We start from the raw sequence: 1335 nt of genomic DNA, 5'->3' as shown, positions 1-1335 counted from the left end.
TTCGCACATTTAGCGGTCATTGAAAAAGGCGTCCTCATCTGGTTTAGTTAAGTTACCACACAAAACCAGCCAAAGGAGGACGCCATGAGCGAAGAACGCTCACAGGGAAGGATTATAAGCATCGACGAGGGGCTCGTGAAGAGCCAGCTGGGAAGGGTCGTTCGGGAGACGGTCGAGCAGACGCTCAACAAGATGCTCGACGCCGAAGCCGACGAACTGTGCGGCGCCAAGCGCTACGCCCGAAGCCCGGACAGGATCGATACCAGGGCCGGACACTATGAGCGGACGCTTGATACTAAGGCCGGAAGGGTTAAGCTCAAGGTGCCTAAGCTGAGAACGATACCGTTCGAGAGCGCCATCATCGACCGCTATCGCCGGCGCGAAAGCTCGGTAGAGGAAGCGCTCATGGAGATGTACCTCGCCGGCGTCTCCGTGCGTCGGGTCGAGGACATCACCGAAGCGCTCTGGGGAACCCGCGTTTCCGCCGGCATCGTCTCGAAGCTCAACCAGGAACTGTACGACAAGATCGATCTGTGGCGCACCCGCCCGATAGAAGGTGCGTTTCCGTACGTGTACCTCGACGGCATCGTGCTCAAACGCACCTGGGCCGACGAGATACGCAATGTGTCGATCCTCGTCGCCTTCGGCGTAAATGCCGATGGGTACAGGGAAATCCTCGGCGCCGTCGAAGGGGCTAAAGAGGACAAGGCCGGCTGGGGATTGTTCATCGCCTCGCTCAAGCAGCGCGGCCTAGACGGCGTTCAGTTGTTCATCTCCGATAAGTGCATGGGGCTCGTCGAGTCGCTCAGCGAGTACTACCCCGAGGTACCATGGCAACGGTGCGCCGTGCATTTCTACCGAAACGTGTTTAGCAACGTCCCCTCGACGAAGGTCAAGGAGGTCGCGGCGATGCTCAAGGCGATCCATGCGCAGGAGGATCGTGACGCATCGGTCCAAAAGGCCGAGCTCGTCATCGAAAAGCTCAAGGCGATGAAATTGCCGGTCGCCGCGAAGACCGTAGAGGACGGTATACGGGAAACCTTAACGTATACGGCGTTCCCGCGGGAACACTGGCGGAGCATAAGGACCAATAACCCGATGGAGCGTATCATGCGCGAGATCAGGAGAAGGACGCGCGTGGTCGGTAACTTTCCAGACGGTCGATCGGCCCTTATGCTGGTAACGGCGCGGCTTCGATACATCGCCGGCAAGGAATGGGGATCGCGTAGATACATGGATATGACGAGGCTCAACGGCCTCGTGCGTTTCGAGGTACTGACCGGGTAGCTACCAGCTACTCCGGATGAGGCGCCCCGCAAATGTGCGAAAAATGGT

The 1335-nt window shown here is 58.7% G+C and carries 1 protein-coding gene; it reads left to right on the top strand.

Annotation, left to right across the window (positions count from 1 at the left end; genetic code table 11):
• Positions 1 to 84: 84 nt before the first annotated feature.
• A complete protein-coding gene (locus EKD03_RS18225; protein ID WP_129633876.1) occupies positions 85 to 1287 on the top strand; it encodes an IS256 family transposase in 1203 nt (400 codons plus the stop codon).
• The last annotated feature ends 48 nt before the right edge of the window (positions 1288 to 1335 follow it).

This window comes from Candidatus Oscillochloris fontis, from assembly GCF_004138135.1.
GTDB classification, from domain to species: domain Bacteria; phylum Chloroflexota; class Chloroflexia; order Chloroflexales; family Chloroflexaceae; genus Oscillochloris; species Oscillochloris fontis.
Note: the sequence above shows the minus strand (reverse complement) of the source record. Positions and strands in the feature narration are given on the sequence as shown.